Below are 19,650 nucleotides of genomic sequence, written 5' to 3'. Positions count from 1 at the left end.
GTTACATCTTTGATTTCTCGCGGAGTAACTTGTGATGCTGATAATCTTGTTGACTATCAGCCTGACTCCACAAGCACCCACACGAATTGCTTGATTCAATTGTTAAAGAGCGGTTGGTTAAGATCTTTCGTCTCAACCGAGGCGCGCATTCTACAGCAGCCTCATTTGCTGTCAAGTGATTATTTTCAGAAGTTTTCGAAGATTTCTTCAACAACTTCAACCACTTGCGCTTCCGATCTCTCGTTAGCGGGAGGCGAATTCTACAGCGTTACACGCTGCTGTCAACACCTCTTTTTCACCGCTTCGACCGAGAAGATCGAACCGTCAAAAGAGCCAAACATCACCGCCCTTTCAACTCCTTCCAAGCCTCGATGAACTGAAGCAAGTCGCTGCCGATAATCGTATAACTCATTGAATCTCAAGGAGTTTTCCGTTTCGACTGCGCCGGAAGTGGGGCGAATTATAGAGACTCAGAATCTGCCGTCAACCCTTATTTTCATAAATCTGTCATATCGGTCAAAAAAGCCCGAAACGCGAAGGCCGACCTTATAAGGTCGGCCTTCTGTGCACTGCCCTTCTACTTACAAGCTAGGGAAAGCGAACTGCGAAGCTTCATGGCTCGCACGTTGCGGCCAGCGCTGAGTGATGGCCTTGCGACGGGTATAGAAGCGCACACCATCCGGGCCATAGGCATGCAGGTCGCCGAACAGCGAGCGCTTCCAGCCGCCGAAGCTGTGGTAAGCCACCGGCACCGGCAGCGGTACGTTGACGCCGACCATGCCGACTTCGATCTCGTCGCAGAACAGCCGCGCCGCTTCACCGTCACGGGTGAAGATGCAGGTGCCGTTGCCGTATTCGTGATCGTTGATCAGCTTCATCGCCTCTTCCAGGCTGTTGACCCGAACCACGCACAACACCGGCCCGAAGATCTCTTCCTTATAGATGCGCATCTCAGGGGTGACGTTGTCGAACAGGCAGCCACCGAGGAAGAAGCCCTCTTCGTTACCTGGAATGCTCAGGCCACGGCCATCAACCACCAGGGTCGCGCCCGCTGCCACGCCGTCATCGACGTAACCGCTGACCTTGTCCCGCGCCTGACCAGTCACCAGTGGCCCCATGTCGAGACCGCACGAAGTGCCGGCACCGATTTTCAGCGCCTTGATCTGCGGTACCAGTTTCGCCACCAGCGCATCCGCCACCTGATCGCCGACGCACACTGCGACCGAAATCGCCATGCAGCGCTCACCGCAAGAACCGTATGCCGCGCCCATCAGTGCGCTGACGGCGTTGTCCAGATCCGCATCCGGCATCAGCACCGCGTGGTTCTTTGCCCCGCCCAGTGCCTGAACGCGTTTGCCGCGCTTGGTGCCTTCGGCGTAGATGTACTCGGCAATTGGCGTCGAGCCGACAAAGCTCAGCGCTTTGACTTCTGGTGCTTCGATCAGCGCATCAACCGCAGTCTTGTCGCCATGCACCACGCTCAGCACGCCTTTCGGCAAACCGGCTTCGATCAGCAATTGAGCAATAAGCAGCGTCGAGCTTGGATCACGCTCGGACGGTTTGAGAATGAAGCAGTTGCCGCAGACAATCGCCAGCGGATACATCCACAGCGGCACCATCGCCGGGAAGTTGAACGGCGTGATACCGGCCACCACGCCCAACGGCTGGAAGTCCGACCAGGCGTCGATGTTCGGGCCGACGTTGCGGCTGTACTCGCCCTTGAGGATTTCCGGGGCGGCGCAGGCGAACTCGACGTTCTCGATACCGCGCTTCAGTTCACCGGCGGCGTCTTCGAGAGTTTTGCCGTGCTCTTCGCTGATCAATTGCGAGATACGCGCTTCGTTCTGCTCCAGCAATTGCTTGAAGCGGAACATCACCTGGGCACGTTTGGCCGGTGGGGTGTTGCGCCATGCCGGGAACGCAGCCTTGGCGGCGTCGATCGCGTGTTGGATGGTTTCGCGGGTGGCCAGCGGCAGCTTGTGGATCGCCTGACCGGTGGACGGGTTGAACACATCAACCGCGCGACCGTTCTCGGTCACCAGTTCGCCATTGATCAAATGCGGGATAACGCTCATCGAAAACTCCTGAATTCTTGTGTACAGACGCCCGCATGGGGCGCCTGTTATTCGCAGGTATATATAGAGGGAAAAATCAGTCGAGCTTGTTCAGCACTTCGCCAACCGCGTCGAACAGACGATCGAGGTCTTGCGGCTTGCTGTTGAAGGTTGGGCCGAACTGCAGGGTGTCGCCGCCGAAGCGCACGTAGAACCCGGCTTTCCACAGGGCCATGCCGGCCTCGAATGGACGCACGATGGCGTCGCCGTCACGGGCCGCGATCTGGATCGCGCCGGCCAGGCCGTAGTTACGGATGTCGATGACGTTCTTCGAACCCTTCAGACCGTGCAGGGCATTTTCGAAATGCGGGGCAACCTCGGCCACGCTCTGCACCAGGTTTTCCTTTTGCAGCAGATCGAGTGCTGCCAGACCTGCGGCGCATGCCACCGGGTGCGCCGAGTAGGTGTAGCCGTGCGGGAATTCAACTGCGTACTCAGGCGTCGGCTGATTCATGAAAGTCTGGTAGATCTCGGAGCTGGCAATCACCGCGCCCATCGGGATCGCACCGTTGGTGACTTGCTTGGCGATGCACATCAGGTCCGGGGTCACGCCAAAGCTCTCGGCGCCGAACATCGAACCGGTGCGACCGAAGCCGGTGATCACTTCGTCGAACACCAGCAGGATGTTGTGCTGATCGCAGATCTCGCGCAGACGCTTCAGGTAACCCTGTGGCGGAACCAGCACGCCAGCGGAACCGGCCATCGGTTCAACAAAGACCGCCGCAATGTTCGAAGCGTCGTGCAGTTCGATCAACTTCAGCAGCTCATCGGCCAGGGCGATACCGCCCTGCTCCGGCATGCCACGGGAGAATGCGTTGCTGGCCAGCAACGTGTGCGGCAAATGATCGACGTCCATCATCGCCTGACCGAACAGCTTGCGGTTGCCGTTGACGCCGCCGAGGCTGGTGCCGGCGATGTTCACGCCGTGATAACCACGGGCACGGCCGATCATTTTGGTTTTGGTCGACTGGCCTTTCAGGCGCCAGTAGGCACGGACCATTTTCACTGCAGTGTCGGCGCACTCGGAGCCGGAGTCAGTGAAGAACACGTGGTTCAGATTGCCCGGGGTCAGATCGGTGATCTTTTCCGCCAACTGGAACGACAGCGGGTGGCCGTACTGGAAGCCTGGCGAATAATCGAGGGTGCCCAATTGTTTGGAAACAGCTTCCTGGATTTCCTTGCGGGTGTGCCCGGCGCCGCAGGTCCACAGACCAGACAGCGAGTCATAAACCTTGCGACCCTTGTCGTCGATCAGCCAGCTGCCTTCAGCGCCAACAATCAGACGCGGATCGCGCTGGAAGTTGCGGTTGGCGGTGTACGGCATCCAGTGCGCGTCCAGCTTCAGTTGGCTGGCCAGTGGCGACTGAGCATTTTCAGGCATGTTCATCGGGCAAAACCTCGCAGGGCAATAAGCGTCAGGGAGATAGAAAGCGTTGTTGCAGCTAAATTGCCACGGCGATAAAGTCGGTGAAATCCAACTTTTCTAACCTTCAGTCAGAAGTCTGCTAAACAATGAGAACAACAAGATGAGCAGCCGTCGTCCCGATCCGCTGGCCCAGGTCAGTGACTTTGATATTCGCTTGCTGCGAATTTTCCGCAGTGTGGTGGAGTGTGGCGGCTTTTCTGCCGCGGAAACCGTGCTCGGCATCGGGCGCTCGGCGATCAGCCAGCAGATGAGCGATCTCGAACAGCGCCTCGGCCTGCGCTTGTGCCAAAGGGGCCGCGCCGGCTTCTCGCTGACCGAAGAGGGCCGCGAGGTTTACCAATCGGCGCTGCAACTGTTAAGTGCGCTGGAAAGTTTCCGCACCGAGGTAAACGGCCTGCACCAGCACCTGCGTGGCGAACTGATCATTGGCCTGACCGACAACCTCGTCACCCTGCCCCACATGCGCATCACCCACGCTCTCGCGCAGTTGAAGGAACGTGGGCCGGACGTGCAGATCCAGATCCGCATGATCGCCCCCAACGAAGTCGAACAAGGCGTGCTCGACGGCCGTCTGCATGTCGGCGTGGTGCCGCAGGCCAGTGCGCTGTCGGGGCTGGAGTATCAGCCGTTGTACAGCGAGCGTTCGCTGCTGTATTGCGCGGTGGGCCATCCGCTGTTTTATGTGGATGACAAGCAGCTGGATGACGAGCGCCTTAACAGTCAGGACGCGATTGCGCCGACCTTCCGTTTGCCGGCGGAGATTCAGGCGCATTATCAGGCGCTCAATTGCACGGCCAGTGCGTCTGATCGTGAGGGAATGGCGTTTCTGATTCTGACCGGGCGTTACATCGGTTATCTGCCGGATCACTACGCCAGTTTGTGGGTGCAGCAAGGGCGATTGCGTGCGCTGAAATCGAAGACGCGTTTTTATGATTTGAGTCTGGCATCGGTCACGCGCAAGGGGCGGCGCCCTCATTTGGTGCTGGAGAGCTTTCTTGAGAGTCTGGCTGCGACGCGTTGAAAGCAAGATCAAAGGATCGCAGCCTTCGGCAGCTCCTACATTTGGTGGCCGCAATCCCTGAAAGCTGAGCAGGTGGACAGGTTTTTGCAGTGAAGGGAGAACTCGATCCCTGAACAAGAAGCCAAGTCCATGCAGCCAGATACCGAATCGTCCAGCGAACTGATCTACGGCCTCGACGACCGCCCCAAACCGCCCGCCGCGATCCTCGCCGCGCTGCAACACGTGCTCGCCAGTTTCGTCGGCATCATCACCCCGCCGCTGGTGATTGGCTCGGCCCTCGGCTTGACCGCGCACTTGCCTTACCTGATCAGCATGGCGCTGATGGTCTCCGGGGTCGGCACCTTTATTCAGGCGCGGCGGCCGTTCGGCATCGGCGCCGGAATGATCTGTTTGCAGGGCACCAGTTTTGCCTTCCTCGGCGCGGTGCTGTCGGCCGGTTTTCTGGTCAAGCAGCGCGGCGGCAGCCCGGAAGACATTCTGGCGATGATCTTCGGCGTGTGCTTCTTCGGCGCCGTGGTGCAGATCGTCCTCAGCCGCTTCATCGGTCAGTTGCGCCGGGTCGTCACGCCGCTGGTGACCGGGATTGTCATTACTTTGATCGGCATCAGCCTGATCAAGGTCGGCATCACCGATCTGGGCGGTGGTTTCAACGCGCCGGACTTCGGCGCGCCGGGCAATCTCGCGCTAGGTGTGTCCGTGTTGCTGACGATCATCCTGCTCAATCGCTCGAACACGTCGTGGGTGCGTTTGTCGGCCATCATTGTCGGATTGCTGCTTGGCAGTCTGGCCGCGTGGTTCAGCGGAAAACTGGTCCCGCAGGCATTGCCTGACCTGCCGCTGGTCAGTCTTCCTGCACCGTTCAAGTTCGGTTTCAGCTTCGACTGGACGGCTTTCCTGCCCGTCGCGCTGATTTATCTGATCAGCACCATCGAAACCGTCGGCGACCTCACGGCCAATTGCATGCTCGCCCGCCAGCCGATCAGCGGCCCCTCTTATATAAGCCGACTACGCGGCGGCGTGCTCGGTGACGGCGTGAGCTGCATGATCGCCGCGACCTTCAGCGCCTTCCCCAACACCACGTTTGCGCAGAACAACGGCGTGATCCAGTTGACCGGCGTCGCCAGCCGCTACGTCGGTTTATACATCGGTGCGATCCTGTTTTGTCTCGGCCTGTTCCCCATGATCGGTGCGGTGCTGCAGCAGATCCCCAAACCGGTGCTCGGTGGCGCCACCCTGGTGATGTTCGGCAGCGTCGCCGCAGCCGGGGTGCGGATCCTTGCGCAGTCGCCGCTGGACCGACGCAGCATGCTGATCATCGCCACTTCGCTCGGCGTCGGCCTGGGCATCGCCGCGCAACCGAGCCTGCTGCACCTGTTGCCGAAACTGGTGCAGAACCTGTTCGACTCGGCGATCACCAGCGGTGGCCTGACCGCGATCATCCTCTGCCTGCTACTGCCAGAAGCGAAAACCAACCGCGTCGAATCCGCCGCAGCGCTGAACAAGATCGAACAGGCGTAACGGTTTTATTGCTTCAGGACTTGTCGGATGCCTGTGGGTGCGTTATCAACGCAACTGGTTGCACCCACAGACAAACCGGAAGTGCCTATGACCTTTGAAGTCCCCGCTCACGGCGGCAAACCCGCCAGCCGCATTCGTCAGAAGAACGAAGAGACCATCCTCAAAGCCGCCGAAGACGAGTTCGCCCGTCACGGTTACAAAGGCACCAGCATGAACACCATCGCCCAGAATGCCGGGTTGCCCAAGGCGAATCTGCATTACTACTTCACCAACAAGCTTGGGCTGTACGTGGCGGTGCTGAGCAACATTATCGAGCTGTGGGACAGCACCTTCAACACCCTGACCGCCGAGGACGATCCGGCCGAAGCGCTGACCCGCTACATTCGCGCCAAGATGGAATTCTCCCGCCGCCAACCGCAGGCTTCGCGGATCTTTGCGATGGAAGTGATCAGCGGTGGCGAATGCCTGACCGAGTATTTCAACCAGGATTACCGCGCCTGGTTCCAGGGCCGCGCGGCCGTGTTCCAGGCGTGGATCGATGCCGGCAAGATGGACCCGGTGGATCCGGTGCACCTGATCTTCCTGCTGTGGGGCAGCACCCAGCATTACGCCGACTTTGCCACGCAGATCTGTCGCGTCAGCGGTCGCAGCAAGCTGACCAAGCAGGACATGGAAGACGCCGGCAACAACCTGATCCGCATCATTCTCAAAGGCTGCGGCCTCACCCCGACTATTTAAGACGTTTATGCCTTTCACCCTCAGCGGTTTTTGCGAGTACCGCGAAGAGATTCGCAAAAGCCGCTTCATCACCTTCGCCGCACCGATCGCCAGCCCCGCCGACGCGCAGGCGTTCTTCGAACAACACAGCGACTTGAATGCCTCGCACAACTGCTGGGCGTGGAAACTCGGTGCGCAATACCGCAGCAACGACGACGGCGAACCCGGCGGCACTGCCGGGCGGCCGATTCTGGCCGCCATCGAGGCGCAGGATTGCGATCAGGTCGCGGTGCTGGTGATCCGCTGGTATGGCGGCATTCAACTGGGCACCGGCGGTCTGGCCCGGGCCTATGGCGGCGGCGCGAACAAGTGCCTGCAAGCGGCGGCGAAAGTCGAGTTGGTCAGCCGGGTGCCGCTCAGATGTGCCTGCGGGTTTGCCGAGCTGGCGCTAGTGAAGCTGCGGGTGGCGGATGTGGGGGGTTTGGTGGTGGAGGAAAACTTCACGGCCAATGGTGTTGAGTTGCAGTTGGCGGTGGGTGAGGCGCAGATCGGGTTGCTGCAGACGCAACTGGCGGATTTGAGCCGGGGGCGGATTGTGTTGCAGCGTTGAAAGCAAGATCAAAAGATCGCAGCCTTCGGCAGCTCCTACACAGGACTGTGCGTTTCCCTGTAGGAGCTGCCGAAGGCTGCGATCTTTTAGGGCATCGACGGATTTCTTTATTCCAGCAACTTGCCCACATCTGCTGTGCACCCGACTGTGGATAACCTGAGCACATACCGCTGTAACCCTTCTGTCACGTGGCTTTGCGCGATTTGCTCACTTTTCGCGCAATTCACATGAAGAAAGTTTAATTTCGACTGAAAACAAGCAGTTAGCGCTGTTTATCGCCATTGGGAGATAACCCCGCAGTGCTTATGCCAAGGTTTTCTGATTGCGCACAGATACTGTGGAGCAACCTGTGGATAACCCGTTTATGGCTGGCGCAGCCGCAGGTGCTGCATGGCCCCCATCAAGTTGCTCGTTTTTTAACCAAATGTTTGCGGGCAAAACTGGAGCCTGATCAACACCTTTGCTCCTGATTGGTGCTGCAGATCTGAGCGATTTTGCCTTCCAGGCTCTACGCCAACCGCTGGCGCCCAATAGCTGCACAGGTTCCTGACTCAATGGCCAGGAAATTGCTTTATCCACAGGCACAACTCCAAGCCAGTCGAGCCTGTCATGCCCACCCCGGACTCAACACCACGCCTGCAACTGCGCCACATCAGCAAACGCTATCCCGGTTGTCTGGCCAATGACGCCATCGACCTGAGCATCGCGCCCGGGGAAATCCACGCTCTGCTCGGCGAGAACGGCGCGGGCAAAAGTACCCTGATGAAGATCATTTACGGCGTCACTCAGGCCGATACCGGCGAGATGCTCTGGCAAGGCCAGCGGGTGAATATCCGCAACCCGGCGCAGGCCCGGCAGTTGGGGATCGGCATGGTATTCCAGCACTTCTCGCTGTTCGAAACCCTCAGCGTGGCGCAGAACATTGCCCTGGCGATGGGCGCCAGAGCCGGCACGCCGAAACAGCTTGAACCGAAAATCCGCGAAGTGTCGCGCCGCTATGGCATGGCGCTGGAGCCGGAGCGACTTGTCCACAGCCTGTCGATCGGCGAACGACAGCGGGTGGAGATCATTCGCTGCCTGATGCAGGACATTCGCCTGCTGATCCTCGACGAGCCGACGTCAGTGCTGACGCCGCAAGAGGCCGACGAATTGTTCGTCACCCTGCGCCGTCTCGCCGCCGAAGGCTGCAGCATCTTGTTTATCAGCCATAAACTCGGTGAGGTGCGTGCGTTGTGCCATAGCGCGACGGTGCTGCGTGGCGGACGTGTAGCCGGGCATTGCATCCCCGCCGACTGCTCGGATCAGCAATTGGCGCAGTTGATGGTCGGCGAAGCGGCGGCATTGATCGGCGAGTACCCGAAGGTCAGCGGTGGCGCTGCATTTCTGCAGGTCAACGGTTTGAGCTGGCACAACCCCGATCCGTTCGGTTGTTCGCTGATCGATATCGACCTGCAAGTGCGCAGCGGCGAGATCGTCGGCATCGCCGGGGTCGCGGGCAATGGACAGGATGAGTTGCTCGCCCTGCTCAGCGGTGAGCAAGCCCTGCCCCGCGACAGTGCGACAACGATTTGTTTCGCTGGGCAAGCGGTGGCTGATTTGCGCCCGGATGCACGGCGCCAACTCGGCCTGGCGTTTGTCCCGGCAGAACGTCTGGGCCACGGCGCGGTGCCGGAACTGAGCCTGGCTGACAACGCCCTGCTCACGGCCTTCCAGCAAGGACTGGTCAGCCATGGCTTGATCGAGCGCGGCAAAGTCCAGGCGCTTGCCCAACAGATCATTCAGCGCTTCGGGGTGAAAACCCCGGGCACTGACGCCGCCGCGCGCAGCCTGTCCGGCGGCAATCTGCAGAAATTCATCCTCGGCCGGGAAATTCTCCAGCAACCGAAACTGCTCGTCGCCGCGCACCCGACCTGGGGCGTCGACGTAGGCGCGGCAGCCACCATTCACCGCGCACTGATTGCCCTGCGCGATGCCGGCGCGGCGATTCTGGTGATCTCCGAAGACCTCGACGAACTGTTCCAGATCAGCGATCGCCTCGGCGCCCTGTGCGCCGGACGCCTATCGCCCCTGCAAAACACCACCGACACCCTGCCCAGCGACGTCGGCGGCTGGATGGCCGGGCAAATTAATGACACGCCTTCATCGGCCATGCTCTGACGGAGTTTTTCCACATGCTGCTTTCCCTCGAACCCCGTGGCCAGCAATCGCGTTTGATGCTGTGGTGCTCGCCGTTATTGGCGGCGCTACTGACGCTGGGCTGCGGCTCGCTACTGTTCATCGCCCTTGGCCATGAGCCGCTGCACACTTTGCACACCCTGTTGATTGCACCGGTCAGCGATCTGTATGGCGTCTCCGAACTGCTGGTTAAAGCCCTGCCGATTCTGCTTTGCGCGCTCGGTCTGGCCGTGGCGTATCAAGCGCGGATCTGGAACATCGGCGCCGAAGGGCAATTGCTCCTTGGTGCACTCGCCGGCAGTGCGTTGGCGGTGAACATCATCGACATGCACAGCAGCTGGGCCCTGGTGCTGATTCTGTTTACCGGCACTGTCGCCGGTGCAGCCTGGGCCGGGCTGACGGCATGGCTGCGCACGCGCTTCAACGCCAACGAAATCCTCACCAGCATCATGCTCAATTACATCGCGCTGAACCTGTTGCTGTTCTGCGTGCACGGGCCGCTGAAGGATCCGGCCGGCTACAACTTTCCCGAGTCGGCGATGTTCGGCGACGCCAGTCGCTTGCCGCTGCTGATGGAGGATGGCCGAGTGCACGCCGGGGTGTATTTTGCCCTGCTCGCGCTGGTCGCGGTGTGGGTGTTGCTGCAAAAAAGCTTCGTTGGTTTTCAGATCAAGGTGCTGGGGCTGGATAAACGCGCGGCAGGGTTCGTCGGTTTTCGCGAGAAGCGTCTGATCTGGTTCGTGCTATTGATCAGTGGCGGCCTGGCCGGGCTGGCCGGAGTCTGCGAAGTCACCGGGCCGATCGGGCAATTGGTGCCGCAGGTTTCGCCGGGTTACGGCTACGCAGCGATCACCGTGGCGTTTCTCGGGCGGCTGAATCCGATCGGGATTCTGTTTTCCAGCTTGTTGATGGCGCTGCTGTACATCGGTGGGGAAAGCGCGCAAATGACCCTGAATCTGCCGCAAGCCATCACCCAGCTATTTCAGGGAATGATGCTGTTTTTCCTGTTGGCCTGCGACGTGCTGATTCTCTATCGGCCACGCCTGAAACTGCGCTGGGGACGGCACGCGTCGTCCCCCGCCGTAACCGCTGGAGCGCTGTGATGGATATCGATCTGCTGAGCAATATTTTCTACGCCATGGTGCGTTGCGGCACTCCGCTGTTGTTGGTGGCGCTGGGCGAGTTGATCTGCGAGAAGAGCGGCGTGCTCAACCTCGGGCAAGAAGGGATGATGCTGTTCGGCGCGGTGATCGGTTTTATCGTCGCCCTCAACAGCGGCAGCCTGTGGCTCGGCATGTTGTTGGCGATGCTCGCGGGGATGCTCCTGTCATCGCTGTTTGCCCTGGTGGCGCTGGTGTTCAATGCCAATCAGGTGGCGACCGGGCTGGCGCTGACGATCTTCGGCGTGGGCCTGTCGACCTTCGTTGGTGCGGCGTGGGTCGGCAAGCCGCTGGCGGGTTTCGAGCCGGTGGCGATTCCGTACTTGAGTGAGATTCCGCTGATCGGGCGGATGCTGTTTGCTCAGGACTTGCTGGTGTACCTGTCGTTCGCGCTGTTTGCGTTAGTGGCTTGGGTGATCGTGAAAAGCCGTGTCGGGCTGATCATTCAGGCCGTTGGCGAGAACCCGGATGCGGCCAGTGCGATGGGCTTGCCGGTGTTGACCGTGCGTACGCTGGCGGTGTTGTTTGGCGGGGCGATGGCCGGATTGGCCGGTGCGTATCTGTCGCTGGCGTACACACCGATGTGGGCCGAGAACATGACCGCCGGGCGCGGCTGGATTGCCCTGGCGCTGGTGGTGTTTGCCAGTTGGCGGGTGTGGCGCTTGTTGCTCGGGGCGTATCTGTTTGGCCTCGCCAGCATCCTGCACCTGGTGGCGCAGGGGTTGGGGCTGGCGATTCCGTCGAGTCTGCTGGCGATGCTGCCGTATGTGGCGACGATTGTGGTGTTGGTGCTGTTGTCGCGCGATGCGGTGCGGACTCGGTTGTATGCGCCGGTGTCGTTGGGGCAGCCGTGGCAATCAGGGCATTAAGGCGGTGATTTCACTGACCTCATCGCTGGCAAGCCAGCTCCCACAGGTTTTTGCGGTGTGATATGGATTTCACTTACACCCTCGATCCTTGTGGGAGCTGGCTTGCCAGCGATGGGGCCCTGACAGGCAACACCTGCGCAACGCCCCACGCCAACTCGAAGACCAGAAACCCGATCAGCAACGAACTGGCGCCATGCACCAAGGCATACCCCTGCCAAGCCGCAAACAGAAACCGCGCCATCGCGTCATAGCGCCCATAGACCGGTTGCGGATCACGAATCCGCAGCACCGCCCACACACAAACCACCGAGCCCAGCAGGTTTGCCATCAACATATGCACGGGCTGAAACGCAGGCAGCTCACCGGGCAAATTCAGCGCGGTCAACAAACCGTGCAACACGGCAAAACTCCACGGCGTGGCAAACGCCGCCGTCACGATCAGGTCATACCAGGCGCTGCCGCGCACCACGTTGCGATACTGATTTGCAGTCCACATCATCCATGCTCCGGAAATTCAGGAAGCACTCACGGTAAAGCCTGGAGTATGCTCCAGGGTCAAGACCTCTTTTGAGACCCAGCATGCGCATCGGTGAATTAGCCCAGGCCAGCGCCGTCAGCCGCGATACCTTGCGTTTCTACGAGCAGCGCGGGCTGATCGCTGCGCAACGCAGTGCCAACGGTTATCGCGACTACCCGCCGGAAATGCTGCAACTGGTGCTCTACATCAAGACCGCGCAGCGCCTGGGTTTTACCCTCGGCGAAATCGGCAACAGCGTCGCCGCATTGTGGAACGCGCCCGACCCGGAAAACGCCGTGGCGCAATTGCTGCGCGACAAACTGCATTTGATCGAAACCCGCATGAGCGAACTCGACGCGTTGCGACACGAGTTGCAACTCCGGCTCGGCCAGGCGTGTCCATTGAATCCTCAACCCTGACTTTCAAGGAACCATCATGTCCCAGGCAAAACACGCACTGATCATCGGCGCTTCCCGTGGCTTGGGCCTCGGGTTGGTGAAAACCCTGCTGGCCGACGGCTGGCAAGTGACCGCCACCGTGCGCAATCCGCAGAAGGCCGAGGCGCTGCAAGCGCTGGGTAACGTGCGGATCGAGAAACTCGACATGGACGACCAGCAAGCGGTGATCGCCCTGAGCCAACAGCTCAAGGGTGAAACCTTCGACTTGCTGTTCGTCAACGCCGGGGTCAAAGGCCCGGAGGTGCAAACCCCGGGCGGCGCAACACTGGCCGAAGTCGGCCAGCTGTTTTTCACCAACGCCGTGGCGCCGATCAACCTCGCGCAGCGCTTCGTCGGGCAGATCCGCGACGGCAGCGGTGTGCTGGCGTTCATGAGCTCCGGGCTGGGCAGCGTGACCGTACCGGACGCGCCGGAGCTGGCGCTGTACAAGGCGAGCAAGGCCGCGCTGAACTCGATGACCAACAGTTTCGTCACCCAGTTGGGCGAACAGAAACTCACCGTGCTGTCGTTGCATCCGGGCTGGGTGAAGACGGATATGGGCGGTGAAGGCGCCGACCTGGATGTAGAGACCAGCACTCGCGGGCTGATTGATCAGGTGAATGCGTATGCCGGCAAGGGTGGGCATCACTTCATCAACTACAAGGGCGAAACCATTCCCTGGTAAGCACTGAAAGTTCTCTGTAGGAGCTGCCGCAGGCTGCGATCTTTTGATTGTAAAAAACAAGATCAAAAGATCGCAGCCTGCGGCAGCTCCTACAGGGGGTGATGCGTTGGCTGTCGGGTTGGGCTTGCCCGATCCGGCGATTTGTTTGAAACTGCGCGCCTCGTCCTTCGCGGCGACCCTGGATCAGCAGACAGGGCAACACTGAGCTGGCAACCCTGAACCCAACTTTCAGAGGAGCCGGCCACAATGCCTGCGACCCGTACCTGGTTAAAAAATCCCCTCGCCATTTTCACGGCCAACGCGCTCGATGCCCGTGGCGGTCTGGTGCTGCAAGACGGTGTGATCGTCGAAGTGCTGGCAGCCGGTCAGCAACCGTCCGCGCCGTGCAATGAAGTGTTCGATGCCCGCGAGCATGTGATCCTGCCGGGCCTGATCAACACCCATCACCACTTCTATCAAACCCTGACCCGCGCCTGGGCGCCAGTGGTCAATCAGCCGTTGTTCCCGTGGCTGAAAACCCTGTACCCGGTGTGGGCGCGGCTGACCCCGGAAAAACTTGCCCTCGCCACCAAGGTCGCTTTGGCCGAGTTGCTGCTGTCGGGTTGCACCACCGCCGCCGACCACCATTACCTGTTCCCGGACGGTCTGGAAAACGCCATCGACGTGCAAGTCGACACCGTACGTGAACTGGGCATGCGCGCCATGCTCACCCGCGGTTCGATGAGCCTCGGCGAGAAGGACGGCGGCCTGCCACCGCAGCAGACCGTGCAGGAAGGTCAGGTGATTCTCGACGACAGTCAGCGCCTGATTCACGAGTACCACGAGCGCGGCGACGGTGCGCAAATCCAGATCGCGCTGGCACCGTGCTCGCCGTTCTCGGTGACCCCGGAAATCATGTCCGCCAGCGCCGAACTGGCGAACAAACTCGACGTGCGCCTGCACACGCATCTGGCCGAAACCCTCGACGAAGAGGATTTCTGCCTGCAGCGTTTCGGCCTGCGCACCGTGGATTATCTGGACAGCGTCGGCTGGCTCGGCCCGCGCACCTGGCTGGCCCATGGCATCCATTTCAACCCGGACGAAATCACCCGCCTCGGCCAGGCCGGCACCGGTATCTGCCATTGCCCGAGTTCGAACATGCGCCTGGCTTCCGGCATCTGCCCGAGCATCGAGTTGACCGATGCCGGTGCGTTGTTCGGTCTGGGCGTGGACGGTTCGGCCTCCAACGATGCCTCGAACATGATCCTCGAAGCGCGGCAGGCGCTGTACATTCAGCGCCTGCGTTATGGTGCGGAAAAGATCACCCCGGAACGCGTGCTGGGCTGGGCCACCAAAGGCTCGGCAAGCCTGTTGGGGCGTACCGACATTGGTGAGCTGGCGGTGGGCAAGCAGGCGGATCTGGCGTTGTTCAAGCTCGATGAGCTGCGCTTCTCGGGTAGCCATGATCCGATTTCGGCGCTGCTGTTGTGCGGCGCGGATCGGGCGGACCGGGTGATGATTGGTGGCAAGTGGCGGGTGGTAGACGGTCAGGTTGAGGGGCTTGATCTCAAAGGCCTGATCGCCGATCACAGCCAGGCGGCTCGCCAGTTGATCGCCGGCACCTGATCCAATAAAAACCCTGTAGGAGCTGCCGCAGGCTGCGATCTTTTGATTTTGATTTTAAAAAAACAAGATCAAAAGATCGCAGCCTTCGGCAGCTCCTACAGGGGATTTTGGGTGTTCTTAGAGGCCCAGTAACGACAGCATGATGAACGTCGCAAACAGCACAAAGTGCGTCATGCCTTCGATGGCATTGGTCTCGCCGTCATTCAGGTTGATCGCACTGACGATCAGCGTGATGAAGATCATCACCGTCTGCACCGGGGTCATCGCCATTTGAAATGGCTGGCCGGTGTACAGCGCCATCGCTTCCATCACCGGCACGGTCAGGATCACCGTCGACAGTGACGCGCCCATCGCAATGTTCACCACCGACTGCATGCGATTGGCTAGCGCGGCACGCAATGCCGTCAGAATCTCCGGCGCTGCGGAAATCGCCGCCACCAGAATCGCCGTGATCACCGGCGGTGCGCCCGTGCCTTCCAGGCCCAAATCGAGGGTCTTGGACATCACTTCGGCCAGTGCGCCGATCACCACCACGCCGAATACCAGAATGCCGATCGACCATGCCAGGCTCAGCGGTTTTGGCTCATCCTCCACCGGTTCTTTCTTGCGGCGCTTGTCCGGGTAGCTGTAGCTGAAAAAATAGCTGTGCGGCCCGACCTGCATGCGCAGAAACAACGCATAAAGCACCACCATCGCACCGATGGTGAACGCCGAATAAACCTTCCAGTTCGCCGCCGGAATGAACTCCGGCACCACCATCGACACGCCCATGGCGGTGAGGATCATCACGCTGTAACTGCGCGCCGAATCATCGTTGTACGACTGCTCGCCGTGCTTGAGCCCGCCCATCAACGCGGCGAGGCCGAGGATGCCGTTGATGTCGAGCATCACCGCCGAGTAGATCGTGTCCCGCACCAGTGTGGCCGAGGCTTCGTTGCTCATCATGATCGCCAGGATCACCACTTCCACCAGCACCGCGGCGAGGGTCAGGATCATCGTGCCGTAAGGGTCGCCGACCTTTTCTGCGAGCAGTTCGGCCTGATGAGCGACGCGCATCGAGGCGGCGACGATGAAGGCGATCAATACCAGACCTGAAATCAACGCGACGATCTGCCCGCTGTGCAGCATCCAGTGTTCCAGCGGATAAGCGATGCACGCGGCGATCACCGCCAGCAGCAGAAAGCTTTCTTGCTTGAGGATCGTGAGCATGGCGGGCCTTTTTGCCGAGAGGTTCGAATGAGCTACTGACTGCGGCGTGGCGCTAACGTTTCGTTACACCTTAGCGCACCAGCCGATAGCGTGAATCCACTGGCTTGCACTGCGTTGGTTCCGGCGCTGAAAAGATCGCAGCCTGCGGCAGCTCCTACAGGTTGCGCATTCCCCTGTAGGAGCTGCCGAAGGCTGCGATCTTTTTGTTTGTTGTCCTGTTGGTCAGCAATTTGCATTGCCCCTGTCCACACACAACAAAATGGAGCTCCAATTCATGCACATACGCCCGCTGCACAAACTGCTGTGCGCCGCCATCGGTCTGGGGATCAGCCTGAGCGCCAGCGCTGCCGATCCGCTAAAGGTCGGTTTCGTTTACATCGGCCCGATCGGCGACCACGGCTGGACGTATCAGCATGAACAGGGGCGCAAGGCGCTGGCAGAGAAATTCGGCCCGCAGATCACCACCAATTACGTCGAGAACGTCGCCGAGGGCGCCGATGCCGAACGGGTGATCCGCAACATGGCCAAGGACAACTACGACCTGATCTTCACCACCTCTTTCGGCTACATGAACCCGACGCTGAAAGTCGCCAAACAGTTTCCCAAGGTGACCTTCGAACACGCCACCGGCTACAAGCAGGACAAGAACCTCGGCACCTACCTGGCGCGCACTTACGAGGGGCGTTACGTCGGCGGTTTCCTCGCGGCGAAGATGACCAAGACCAAGAAGATCGGCTACGTCGCCTCGTTCCCGATTCCGGAAGTGATCCGCGACATCAACGCCATCCAGCTGGCCCTGAACAAGTACAACCCCGGCACCGAAATCAAAGTGGTGTGGGTCAACTCGTGGTTCGACCCGGGCAAGGAAGCCGATGCCGCCAACGCGCTGATCGACCAGGGCGTGGACGTGGTGTTCCAGCACACCGACAGCCCGGCACCGATCCAGGCCGCCGAACGGCGTGGCGTGTACGCCGTGGGTTACGCCTCGGACATGGCGCACTTCGGCCCGAAAGCGGTGCTGACCTCGATCGTCAACGACTGGGCGCCGCACTACATTCAGGCGACCCAAAGCGTGATCGACCACAGCTGGAAATCCCAGGACTACTGGGGCGGGCTGAAGGAAGGCACGGTTGAACTGCCGATCAGCGATCTGGTGCCAGCGCCGGTGAAAGCCGAGGCCGAGCAGATCATTGCCGACATCAAGAGCGGTGCGCTGCAACCGTTTACCGGGCCGATCAAGGATCAGGCCGGCGTGGAGAAAATCCCGGTGGGCGTGAGTGCGACCAGTGCGGAACTGGCGTCGATGAACTATTACGTGGAAGGGATGAAGGCCGAGATGCCGAAGTAATTTTTACTACCGACACGGACCCTGTGGGAGCTGGCTTGCCAGCGATGAGGCCCTCACATTCGACATCATTGTTGCCTGTCAGACCGCTATCGCTGGCAAGCCAGCTCCCACATTTTGATCTTCAGCGTCTCAAGGATTGTGTATGGAACAGCTCCCGATCATCGACATCAGCCCGCTCTACAGCGCCGACCAGAACGCCTGGCCCACCGTCGCCACACAAATAGACCAGGCCTGCCGCGAATGGGGCTTTTTCTACATCAAGGGCCATCCGATTACGGCGCAACGCATCGCCGCGCTGCTCGACCACGCCCAGCGTTTCTTTGCTTTACCGGCAGCAGAAAAACTCCAGATCGACATCACCCAGACCCGCCACCATCGCGGCTACGGCGCCATCGCCACCGAACAGCTCGACCCGGACAGACCCAGCGACCTCAAAGAAACCTTCGACATGGGCCTGCATCTGCCGGCGGATCATCCCGACGTGCTCGCGGAGAAACCGCTGCGCGGGCCGAACCGCCATCCGCAAATGCCCGGTTGGCAAACGCTGATGGAGCAGCATTACCTCGACATGCAGGCGCTGGCGCAAACCCTGCTGCGGGCGATGACGATTGCGCTGGGGATCGAGCGCGACTTCTTCGACTCGCGCTTCACTGAACCGGTCAGTGTGCTGCGGATGATCCACTACCCGCCGCGCCACACCGCCAGCAGCGCCGAGCAGCAAGGCGCCGGAGCGCATACCGACTATGGCTGCATCACCCTGCTCTACCAGGACAGCGCCGGCGGCCTGCAAGTGAAGAACGTCAATGGCGAATGGATCGATGCGCCGCCGATTGACGGCACCTTCGTGGTCAACCTCGGCGACATGATGGCGCGCTGGAGCAACGACCGTTATCGCTCGACCCCGCACCGGGTGATCAGCCCGCTGGGGCTGGACCGTTATTCGATGCCGTTCTTCGCCGAGCCGCACCCGGACACCCGCATCGAATGCCTGCCCGGTTGCCGGGATGCACAGCATCCCGCGAAATATCCGACCACCACCTGCGCCGAATTCCTGCTGTCGCGCTTCGCCGATACCTACGCCTATCGTCGCGAGCCGCAAGGAGTGTGATGGATCGCTTGGTCAGGTTTTGCCAATTGTTTCGGCGCGCATCTGTAGAATGCCGCCATTGCACCTGATGAGAAAAGCATATGTACGACTGGCTCAACGCCCTGCCCAAGGCTGAACTGCACCTGCATCTGGAAGGCTCGCTGGAGCCCGAGCTGCTGTTCGCCCTGGCCGAGCGCAACAAGATCGCCCTGCCGTGGAACGACGTCGAGACCCTGCGCAAGGCTTATGCCTTCAACAACCTGCAGGAATTTCTCGACTTGTATTACCAGGGCGCCGACGTGTTGCGCACCTCGCAGGATTTCTACGACCTGACCTGGGCCTACCTGCTGCGCTGCAAAGAACAGAACGTGATTCACACCGAACCGTTTTTCGATCCGCAGACCCACACCGACCGGGGCATCCCGTTCGAAGTGGTGCTCAACGGCATCGCCGCGGCACTCAAGGATGGCGAGCAGCAACTGGGCATCACCAGCGGTCTGATCCTGAGCTTCCTGCGCCACCTCAGCGAAGACGAAGCACAGAAAACCCTCGATCAGGCGCTGCCATTCCGTGATGCGTTTGTGGCTGTAGGCCTGGACAGCTCCGAGATGGGCCATCCGCCGAGCAAGTTCCAGCGTGTGTTCGACCGTGCCCGCCACGAAGGCTTCCTGACCGTTGCCCACGCCGGTGAAGAAGGCCCGCCGGAGTACATCTGGGAGGCCATCGACCTGCTGAAAATCCAGCGCATCGACCATGGCGTACGCGCCATCGAAGACGAGCGCCTGATGCAGCGGATCATCGACGAGCAGATCCCGCTGACCGTGTGCCCGCTGTCGAACACCAAGCTCTGCGTGTTCGATCACATGTCGCAGCACAACATCCTCGACATGCTCGAGCGTGGGGTGAAGGTCACGGTGAACTCGGATGACCCGGCGTACTTCGGCGGTTACGTCACCGAGAACTTCCATACGCTGCATGAACACCTGGGCATGACCCAGGATCAGGCCAAACGCCTGGCGCAGAACAGCCTGGATGCGCGCCTGGTAAAACCGTAAGTACAAAGCAAATCCCCTGTGGGAGCGGGCTTGCTCGCGAAAGCGGTGTGTCAGTCGACATATTGGTTGAATGACACACCGCTTTCGCGAGCAAGCC

General features: G+C 60.4%; 18 protein-coding genes. 14 read left to right on the top strand and 4 right to left on the bottom strand.

Going from position 1 to position 19,650, the window contains the following annotated elements:
- The coding region (locus DBR18_RS28465) for a hypothetical protein (RefSeq protein ID WP_256588487.1) at nucleotides 1–375 on the top strand (375 nt) is incomplete at its 5' end.
- 206 nt (nucleotides 376–581) lie between these two features.
- On the opposite strand, the gene DBR18_RS01165 is transcribed toward DBR18_RS28465, so the two are convergent.
- Both DBR18_RS01165 and DBR18_RS01160 read right to left on the bottom strand, forming a co-directional pair.
- The gene (locus tag DBR18_RS01165) at nucleotides 582–2,075 is read right to left on the bottom strand and encodes a CoA-acylating methylmalonate-semialdehyde dehydrogenase (protein WP_027613649.1); all 1,494 of its coding nucleotides are present in this window, start codon (nucleotides 2,073–2,075) and stop codon (nucleotides 582–584) included.
- 76 nt (nucleotides 2,076–2,151) lie between these two features.
- Nucleotides 2,152–3,501: an aspartate aminotransferase family protein gene (locus DBR18_RS01160; protein ID WP_108588957.1), complete on the bottom strand. Its 1,350-nt coding sequence runs from the start codon at nucleotides 3,499–3,501 to the stop codon at nucleotides 2,152–2,154.
- A 139-nt stretch (nucleotides 3,502–3,640) separates the two neighbouring features.
- Between DBR18_RS01160 and DBR18_RS01155 the strand changes: the two genes are divergently transcribed.
- From DBR18_RS01155 to DBR18_RS01125, 7 genes are all read left to right on the top strand, one after another.
- Nucleotides 3,641–4,561, top strand: a complete 921-nt coding sequence (locus DBR18_RS01155) for a LysR family transcriptional regulator (RefSeq protein ID WP_108588956.1) — start codon at nucleotides 3,641–3,643, stop codon at nucleotides 4,559–4,561.
- Nucleotides 4,562–4,690: 129 nt separating this feature from the next.
- Nucleotides 4,691–6,079 carry a uracil-xanthine permease family protein gene (locus tag DBR18_RS01150; RefSeq protein WP_108588955.1) on the top strand — a complete coding sequence of 463 codons (1,389 nt, stop codon included), beginning with the start codon at nucleotides 4,691–4,693 and terminating at the stop codon, nucleotides 6,077–6,079.
- Nucleotides 6,080–6,166: 87 nt separating this feature from the next.
- Nucleotides 6,167–6,817 (top strand): TetR/AcrR family transcriptional regulator, encoded by a 651-nt coding sequence (locus DBR18_RS01145; RefSeq protein ID WP_027613646.1) that lies wholly within the window; start codon nucleotides 6,167–6,169, stop codon nucleotides 6,815–6,817.
- Nucleotides 6,818–6,824: 7 nt separating this feature from the next.
- Complete coding sequence (locus tag DBR18_RS01140) at nucleotides 6,825–7,406, top strand: YigZ family protein (RefSeq protein ID WP_108588954.1); 582 nt, start codon at nucleotides 6,825–6,827, stop codon at nucleotides 7,404–7,406.
- A 609-nt stretch (nucleotides 7,407–8,015) separates the two neighbouring features.
- Nucleotides 8,016–9,563 (top strand): ABC transporter ATP-binding protein, encoded by a 1,548-nt coding sequence (locus DBR18_RS01135; protein ID WP_108588953.1) that lies wholly within the window; start codon nucleotides 8,016–8,018, stop codon nucleotides 9,561–9,563.
- Between the two features lie 14 nt (nucleotides 9,564–9,577).
- On the top strand, nucleotides 9,578–10,684 hold the full coding sequence (locus DBR18_RS01130) for an ABC transporter permease (RefSeq protein WP_108588952.1): 1,107 nt from the start codon (nucleotides 9,578–9,580) through the stop codon (nucleotides 10,682–10,684).
- On the top strand, nucleotides 10,684–11,610 hold the full coding sequence (locus tag DBR18_RS01125) for an ABC transporter permease (protein WP_108588951.1): 927 nt from the start codon (nucleotides 10,684–10,686) through the stop codon (nucleotides 11,608–11,610). The genes DBR18_RS01130 and DBR18_RS01125 overlap by 1 nt, the downstream gene beginning before the upstream one ends.
- Before the next feature lie 73 nt (nucleotides 11,611–11,683).
- On the opposite strand, the gene DBR18_RS01120 is transcribed toward DBR18_RS01125, so the two are convergent.
- On the bottom strand, nucleotides 11,684–12,106 hold the full coding sequence (locus tag DBR18_RS01120) for a hypothetical protein (RefSeq protein WP_108588958.1): 423 nt from the start codon (nucleotides 12,104–12,106) through the stop codon (nucleotides 11,684–11,686).
- An 83-nt stretch (nucleotides 12,107–12,189) separates the two neighbouring features.
- On the opposite strand from DBR18_RS01120, the gene DBR18_RS01115 reads away from it, so the two are divergent.
- The 3 genes from DBR18_RS01115 (at nucleotide 12,190) to DBR18_RS01100 (ending at nucleotide 14,854) form a co-directional block, all read left to right on the top strand.
- On the top strand, nucleotides 12,190–12,546 hold the full coding sequence (locus DBR18_RS01115; RefSeq protein WP_108588950.1) for a MerR family transcriptional regulator: 357 nt from the start codon (nucleotides 12,190–12,192) through the stop codon (nucleotides 12,544–12,546).
- 16 nt (nucleotides 12,547–12,562) lie between these two features.
- Nucleotides 12,563–13,249 (top strand): SDR family oxidoreductase, encoded by a 687-nt coding sequence (locus DBR18_RS01110; protein WP_108588949.1) that lies wholly within the window; start codon nucleotides 12,563–12,565, stop codon nucleotides 13,247–13,249.
- A 246-nt stretch (nucleotides 13,250–13,495) separates the two neighbouring features.
- Nucleotides 13,496–14,854, top strand: a complete 1,359-nt coding sequence (locus DBR18_RS01100; protein ID WP_108588948.1) for an 8-oxoguanine deaminase — start codon at nucleotides 13,496–13,498, stop codon at nucleotides 14,852–14,854.
- 117 nt (nucleotides 14,855–14,971) lie between these two features.
- On the opposite strand, the gene DBR18_RS01095 is transcribed toward DBR18_RS01100, so the two are convergent.
- Nucleotides 14,972–16,063 (bottom strand): calcium:proton antiporter, encoded by a 1,092-nt coding sequence (locus DBR18_RS01095; RefSeq protein ID WP_108588947.1) that lies wholly within the window; start codon nucleotides 16,061–16,063, stop codon nucleotides 14,972–14,974.
- 274 nt (nucleotides 16,064–16,337) lie between these two features.
- Between DBR18_RS01095 and DBR18_RS01090 the strand changes: the two genes are divergently transcribed.
- The 3 genes from DBR18_RS01090 to DBR18_RS01080 all read left to right on the top strand — a co-directional run bounded on the left by DBR18_RS01090 (nucleotide 16,338) and on the right by DBR18_RS01080 (nucleotide 19,553).
- Nucleotides 16,338–17,411: a BMP family ABC transporter substrate-binding protein gene (locus DBR18_RS01090; protein ID WP_108588946.1), complete on the top strand. Its 1,074-nt coding sequence runs from the start codon at nucleotides 16,338–16,340 to the stop codon at nucleotides 17,409–17,411.
- 142 nt (nucleotides 17,412–17,553) lie between these two features.
- Entirely contained in the window at nucleotides 17,554–18,519 is a 966-nt protein-coding gene (locus DBR18_RS01085) for a 2-oxoglutarate and iron-dependent oxygenase domain-containing protein (RefSeq protein ID WP_108588945.1), read from the top strand.
- Nucleotides 18,520–18,599: 80 nt separating this feature from the next.
- A complete protein-coding gene (locus DBR18_RS01080) occupies nucleotides 18,600–19,553 on the top strand; it encodes an adenosine deaminase (protein ID WP_108588944.1) in 954 nt (317 codons plus the stop codon).
- Nucleotides 19,554–19,650: the final 97 nt, after the last annotated feature.

The organism is Pseudomonas sp. HMWF021 (assembly GCF_003061005.1).
Lineage (GTDB): Bacteria > Pseudomonadota > Gammaproteobacteria > Pseudomonadales > Pseudomonadaceae > Aquipseudomonas.
Note: the sequence above shows the minus strand (reverse complement) of the source record. Positions and strands in the feature narration are given on the sequence as shown.

Excerpts from the sequence above, each read along its gene's own strand:
- DBR18_RS01165 (WP_027613649.1), bottom strand. The coding sequence starts at position 2,075 with ATGAGCGTTATCCCGCATTTGATCAATGGCGAACTGGTGACCGAGAAC.
- DBR18_RS01160 (WP_108588957.1), bottom strand. The coding sequence starts at position 3,501 with ATGAACATGCCTGAAAATGCTCAGTCGCCACTGGCCAGCCAACTGAAG.
- DBR18_RS01155 (WP_108588956.1), top strand. The coding sequence starts at position 3,641 with ATGAGCAGCCGTCGTCCCGATCCGCTGGCCCAGGTCAGTGACTTTGAT.
- DBR18_RS01150 (WP_108588955.1), top strand. The coding sequence starts at position 4,691 with ATGCAGCCAGATACCGAATCGTCCAGCGAACTGATCTACGGCCTCGAC.
- DBR18_RS01145 (WP_027613646.1), top strand. The coding sequence starts at position 6,167 with ATGACCTTTGAAGTCCCCGCTCACGGCGGCAAACCCGCCAGCCGCATT.
- DBR18_RS01140 (WP_108588954.1), top strand. The coding sequence starts at position 6,825 with ATGCCTTTCACCCTCAGCGGTTTTTGCGAGTACCGCGAAGAGATTCGC.
- DBR18_RS01135 (WP_108588953.1), top strand. The coding sequence starts at position 8,016 with ATGCCCACCCCGGACTCAACACCACGCCTGCAACTGCGCCACATCAGC.
- DBR18_RS01130 (WP_108588952.1), top strand. The coding sequence starts at position 9,578 with ATGCTGCTTTCCCTCGAACCCCGTGGCCAGCAATCGCGTTTGATGCTG.
- DBR18_RS01125 (WP_108588951.1), top strand. The coding sequence starts at position 10,684 with ATGGATATCGATCTGCTGAGCAATATTTTCTACGCCATGGTGCGTTGC.
- DBR18_RS01120 (WP_108588958.1), bottom strand. The coding sequence starts at position 12,106 with ATGTGGACTGCAAATCAGTATCGCAACGTGGTGCGCGGCAGCGCCTGG.
- DBR18_RS01115 (WP_108588950.1), top strand. The coding sequence starts at position 12,190 with ATGCGCATCGGTGAATTAGCCCAGGCCAGCGCCGTCAGCCGCGATACC.
- DBR18_RS01110 (WP_108588949.1), top strand. The coding sequence starts at position 12,563 with ATGTCCCAGGCAAAACACGCACTGATCATCGGCGCTTCCCGTGGCTTG.
- DBR18_RS01100 (WP_108588948.1), top strand. The coding sequence starts at position 13,496 with ATGCCTGCGACCCGTACCTGGTTAAAAAATCCCCTCGCCATTTTCACG.
- DBR18_RS01095 (WP_108588947.1), bottom strand. The coding sequence starts at position 16,063 with ATGCTCACGATCCTCAAGCAAGAAAGCTTTCTGCTGCTGGCGGTGATC.
- DBR18_RS01090 (WP_108588946.1), top strand. The coding sequence starts at position 16,338 with ATGCACATACGCCCGCTGCACAAACTGCTGTGCGCCGCCATCGGTCTG.
- DBR18_RS01085 (WP_108588945.1), top strand. The coding sequence starts at position 17,554 with ATGGAACAGCTCCCGATCATCGACATCAGCCCGCTCTACAGCGCCGAC.
- DBR18_RS01080 (WP_108588944.1), top strand. The coding sequence starts at position 18,600 with ATGTACGACTGGCTCAACGCCCTGCCCAAGGCTGAACTGCACCTGCAT.